The 2,648-nt window shown below is 62.2% G+C and carries 3 protein-coding genes and 1 pseudogene; 2 read left to right on the top strand and 2 right to left on the bottom strand.

Annotation, left to right across the window (positions count from 1 at the left end; translation table 11 throughout):
- Positions 1-670 (top strand): MFS transporter (locus AXW67_RS43615; RefSeq protein WP_245315358.1); only part of this gene is annotated, 670 nt, incomplete at its 5' end.
- A gap of 88 nt (positions 671-758) precedes the next feature.
- Positions 759-1,133, top strand: a complete 375-nt coding sequence (locus AXW67_RS01630; protein ID WP_063676129.1) for a hypothetical protein — start codon at positions 759-761, stop codon at positions 1,131-1,133.
- A gap of 36 nt (positions 1,134-1,169) precedes the next feature.
- On the opposite strand, the gene AXW67_RS01625 is transcribed toward AXW67_RS01630, so the two are convergent.
- Both AXW67_RS01625 and AXW67_RS40005 read right to left on the bottom strand, forming a co-directional pair.
- Positions 1,170-1,496 carry a GrlR family regulatory protein gene (locus tag AXW67_RS01625; protein WP_063676127.1) on the bottom strand — a complete coding sequence of 109 codons (327 nt, stop codon included), beginning with the start codon at positions 1,494-1,496 and terminating at the stop codon, positions 1,170-1,172.
- A gap of 316 nt (positions 1,497-1,812) precedes the next feature.
- Positions 1,813-2,528 (bottom strand): annotated as a pseudogene (locus tag AXW67_RS40005) (IS5 family transposase).
- Positions 2,529-2,648: the final 120 nt, after the last annotated feature.

Genomic DNA, 2,648 nt, shown 5'->3' with positions numbered 1-2,648 from the left:
CGGGATCGGTGCGCTCGGCTGTGTCAGCTTCCTGCTATTGCTGCTGCGGTTGCCCGCGGGATTGAAAGGCACGCCAGTAGACCTGAAGACCTGGAGCGCGGTCGGCCGTAGCCGGACGATCGCGTTGCTGCTTGCGATCACGATGCTCCACATGTCCGGGCAGTTCGTGGTGTTCACCTTCATGGGGCCGCTGCTCAAGAAGTTGACCGACGCAAGCCCGGATGCGATCGGCCTGGTGTTCGCGCTCTACGGCATCTGCGGTTTCCTAGGCGCCGCCGTCGCCAGCCGGATCGTCGACGCCTGGGGGCCGTATCGCACGTCGCTGTTGTTCACGTGCCTGCTGCTGGCGGGCATTACGGGCTGGGCGCTGAGCGCCGGCACCTATGTGATGATGGCCACTTCGGTCGCGATCTGGGGGGTGGGCTTTGCCTCGACCAATTCGATGCAGCAGGTGCGGCTGGTTGCGGCGGCGCCGCCGCTCGCCTCGGTGACCGTCGCGCTCAACACCTCGGTCCTCTATATCGGCCAGGCTGTCGGCTCGGCCGTCGGCGGACTCCTGTTTGCCCGTGAGCTCCTGCACACACTCGGTTTCGTGGCGGTCGGTTTCGTTGTCCTGGCGTTGCTTTTGGTCATGCTGACCCGGCCACGGCCGGCCGCCGCGCGCGCCTAGCCCTGGGTCGTCTGCGCAAGGCGCTTGGCAAACGGCGCGGGAGGGCGCTAGAAGGCAAGGCTTGGGGACCCAAAGAGAGTTGACTGAGATGAGGATGATTTTGGCGGTTGCCGCCGTGCTCTATTCGGCCTCCGCGTTCGCGCAAGCCGACAAGCCACCAATGGTCGGGGACAAGCCGCTGGTGCAGGTCCAGTCCAAGGGGAAGGCGGCGGCCACCACCGCGGCGGCGGCGCCGAAGGGCAAGCCGCAGTCGATTGCGGTGCGGCTGCAGGCCTGCCTCGACATCGACGACGGCACCAAGGATCGCCTCAGCTGCTACGACGCGGTGATCCCGCCGGCGCCAAAGCCGAAGGCGCCGAAGGCCAAGGGCGTGGCCGACTGCCGCTTCCTCAAGGAAGAGGACGAACGGCTGGCCTGCTTCAACGGTTTTGCCGAGAGCATTCCGAAGCTGCCCAAGACCTGACTAGAGATCTGAGTAGAACACGACTGAGTGCAGCACTCAGTCGCTGATCCGGCTCAGCACTGCCCGGAAGGCAACGCCCGGCACTTGCAGCGCGCTGCCTTCGAACTCGGCCATGTTGCCGTCTTCGCGGCCGGTGAGCGTCAGAGTGATCCTGTCGATCCCGAACAGCGGTTTGAAGGACGGATCGTCGTTGTATCGCTCGGTCGATATCTTGACTTTGATGCCGTCGCCTTCCCCCGTATAGGTGCCGATGAAAGCGAAGGCGGAATTGCCGCCCCGCATCTTGCCATCGGCCACATAGACCACGCCACAGCCGGTGCCGTGAACCGTGTGGAAGTCGACCTTGTAGAGACCCTGGCGCACTGTCCGTTCCCGCAGAATTCTGATTGCAGCCCGGCTGGCAAATTAGAATCGATGCTCGTGGAAGCAATCCGGTAGCTCCCGGGGGACTTCGGCCATCAACATCAGATTTTGATCAACACCTGACGGAATTGCAGGCAGTGCAGCCAAATACCGGCTCGCGCAATATCCGGCCTAAAGCGCGATGAGATCAGGATGAATCGTCATCGCGCTTTAGGTTATTGTTTGAGCATGATCTCCGCGCAAACGCGTTCCGCGTTTGTCGCGAGGGAAAACCGCTGCACACTTTTCCGGATCATGCTCTAGGCGGTGTGGACACTTATCGCATCCATAGGACGATGGCAGCGAGAGTGACGACGGCTCGGTAATTTCGGGCGGTCTTTTCGAAGCGGGTAGCGACGCGGCGGAACTGCTTGAGTTTGGAGAAGCAGCATTCCACGAGATGGCGCTGGGCATAGAGATGTTTGTCGAGCGGATATTTGAGGGCGCGTGACGGGTTGTTGGGGATGACGGCGAGCGCCTTTTTGGCGGCGATGTCTTGGCGCAAATGATCGGCGTCATAGGCTGTATCGGCGATGACGACCTCGGCCGGCAGTCCCTCGATCAATGCGGCGGCCTGTGGTGCATCGCCCTTCTGGCCTGCGGTGAGCGTGAACCGTACAGGACACCCCAAGCCGCGAACGGCCATATGTATCTTCGTGCTCAGGCCGCCGCGCGAGCGGCCAAGCGCCTGATCTTCAGACCCCCTTTTTTCGCCCCGGCGGCGTGCTGATGCGCCCGGACGATGGTGGAATCGACGATCAGATATTCGAAGTCTGGATCATCAGACATCGCCTCGAAGATCCGCCACCAAACACCCTTGATGCTCCATCGACTGAAGCGCCGGAATACGCTGTTCCAGTCTCCGAACGCCTCCGGAAGGTCGCGCCAGGGAGAGCCTGTACGCACGATCCAGAGCACACCTTCCACGAACATCCGGTTGTCCCGCCCGGTCGAACCCTTCTGGTCGGGCCGGCCTATGATCAGCGGCGCCATGCGCTCCCAGGCCGCGTCGCTCAACACCAAACGATCCATCACACCCAAGGCCGCCTCCCAAAAAGAAGCCTTGAATCTGATTTGCTCTCAAAAGGGAATCCTTAGAGTCCACACCGCCTA

Source organism: Bradyrhizobium neotropicale, from assembly GCF_001641695.1.
GTDB classification, from domain to species: Bacteria; Pseudomonadota; Alphaproteobacteria; order Rhizobiales; family Xanthobacteraceae; genus Bradyrhizobium; species Bradyrhizobium neotropicale.
Note: the sequence above shows the minus strand (reverse complement) of the source record. Positions and strands in the feature narration are given on the sequence as shown.

Bases quoted from the DNA above. Each gene is read 5' to 3' on its own strand.
- AXW67_RS01630 (WP_063676129.1), top strand. From the start codon at position 759: ATGAGGATGATTTTGGCGGTTGCCGCCGTGCTCTATTCGGCCTCCGCG.